At 34.4% G+C, this 1,868-nt stretch carries 2 protein-coding genes; both read left to right on the top strand.

Annotated elements, in window-relative coordinates; genetic code table 11:
* Window positions 1–93: 93 nt before the first annotated feature.
* The gene (locus V1468_RS16410) at window positions 94–546 is read left to right on the top strand and encodes a DUF4279 domain-containing protein (RefSeq protein ID WP_331811286.1); all 453 of its coding nucleotides are present in this window, start codon (window positions 94–96) and stop codon (window positions 544–546) included.
* Between the two features lie 176 nt (window positions 547–722).
* Window positions 723–1,691 (top strand): COG2958 family protein, encoded by a 969-nt coding sequence (locus V1468_RS16405; protein WP_331811285.1) that lies wholly within the window; start codon window positions 723–725, stop codon window positions 1,689–1,691.
* Window positions 1,692–1,868: the final 177 nt, after the last annotated feature.

Raw genomic sequence — 1,868 nt, 5'->3', positions numbered from 1 at the left:
CCTTTTTGCTAAATTTATGGTTACGGCGGAATGATACTCGCGTACCATTCCGTAACGAAACCATAGCCCAGACCGTTGTGTGCAATTTGAGAAATGAGTTACGAGAAACTAACATATAGCGGAACAGAATGCAATAATTATTTGTATTTATCTTTTGATGCGGAATATTTCGATACCGAAAAAATCACAGCGGAATTGAATATTGGACCGACTTCCGTAATGATAAAAAAAGAACCTGTTCCAAAATCAACTGCGTGGGAATACCGAATTGATGCTGGAAACAAAATTGATTTGGAAAGTTATCTTCAACAACTAATTAACATTTTTGAACCTAAAGTAGAAATCATAAACGGACTGAAAAGCAAATATGATTTAACAACTAGAATACAATTTGTAGTTGACATCGACATAAATCCAGAATCTTCGACACCTTATTTCGGACTGAATAAAAGAGCTGTTGACTTTTTAGCTAAAACTGGAACTGAAGTAGATTTTGACCTTTATAAAGCTGATACAATCGGACTTTTACAAAAATCGGATGAATAAAAAACTGCACACAACAATGTATAACCGCAATTACGGCGGATTCGACTACGTCCGAATCCACTCGGAATTGCTAACGTCAGTGCTTAACCGAAAATCATTAACTTTAATCCCGTAACTGACGGTTATACGAGACCGTTGTGGCTAATGTGAGAAAAGCCGAAAATGAAATTTAAAATATGACAATAAAAGAAGCCATTTTAAAAAGTCTTGATGACATAAACGGACTGACAAACTATATGGAAGTTCACGACCACATTGTTAAAAATGGTTATTATGACTTTGGTTCGGCTAAAACACCACCTGCGACAATTTCTGCACTTTTAGGAGACTTTATAAGAAATGGAGATTCCCGTGTTAAAAGAATAAAACAAGAAGGCGGTTCGTATGCGTATTATTTGACCAAAAACGAACAAGATATCGGAATTGAAATCTTGTCAGGCTCGACCGAAACAACTTCTGTAAAACTTCCAAAAGTTAAAGCAAAAACATACAACGAAAGAGATTTACATAAACTTTTGAGTAGTTACTTAAAAAACACAAAAATCTATTCAAAAACCATTTTTCACGAGCAATCAAAATATGGAAAAGACAACAACCAAATTTGGACACACCCAGATATGGTTGGCGTTAAATTCTTGAATTTACAAACTAAAGTCAGCCAAAACTTTTTAAAGTCCATAAATAGAGTTGACACTTTTAAATTGAGCTCTTACGAAATAAAAAAAGAAATTAACTCGGACTCTGAATTGAAAAAAGCCTATTTCCAAGCAGTTTCAAATTCAAGTTGGGCGAATTATGGCTATTTAGTCGCTTTTGAATTTAGCGACAGCTTATCGGACGAAATGGAAAGACTAAATCAATCTTTCGGAATTGGAATAATTGAACTGAATGCTAATCCATATCAAAGTAAAATTTTGTTCCCAGCCACTTACAGAGACCTTGATTTTAAGACAATCGACAAACTTTGTAAAATAAATAAAGAATTTGAGCAATTTATTGAACAAACCGACAGATTAATGACAGCACAGGAACGTTATTACAAATCGACTGAAAAAGAGCTTGACGGATTTTGTGATGACTATTTTGAAAACGACACGGAAATTGAAAAATATTGTAAAGAATATAATATACCAAACGGAGAATAAAACACTAGCCACAACATTGGCTATAAGTAATTGCTTGTTCTCGTCTACTTCTGAAAATCCTCGCGGATTTTCAGTTTGGTGTGTACTTGCAAAGTTAAGTGCTAAACCACGCAACTACTCATAGCCGAGACCGTTGTACATAATGCTAAAAAACGCCATTTTCATATCGATATTTCT

The organism is Winogradskyella poriferorum, assembly GCF_036553625.1.
In the GTDB taxonomy this organism is placed as follows: domain Bacteria; phylum Bacteroidota; class Bacteroidia; order Flavobacteriales; family Flavobacteriaceae; genus Winogradskyella; species Winogradskyella poriferorum.
The sequence above is the reverse complement of the archived record's forward strand: the minus strand, read 5'-3'. Positions and strand labels throughout refer to the sequence as shown.

Bases quoted from the DNA above. Each gene is read 5' to 3' on its own strand.
- V1468_RS16405 (WP_331811285.1), top strand. From the start codon at position 723: ATGACAATAAAAGAAGCCATTTTAAAAAGTCTTGATGACATAAACGGA.
- V1468_RS16410 (WP_331811286.1), top strand. From the start codon at position 94: ATGAGTTACGAGAAACTAACATATAGCGGAACAGAATGCAATAATTAT.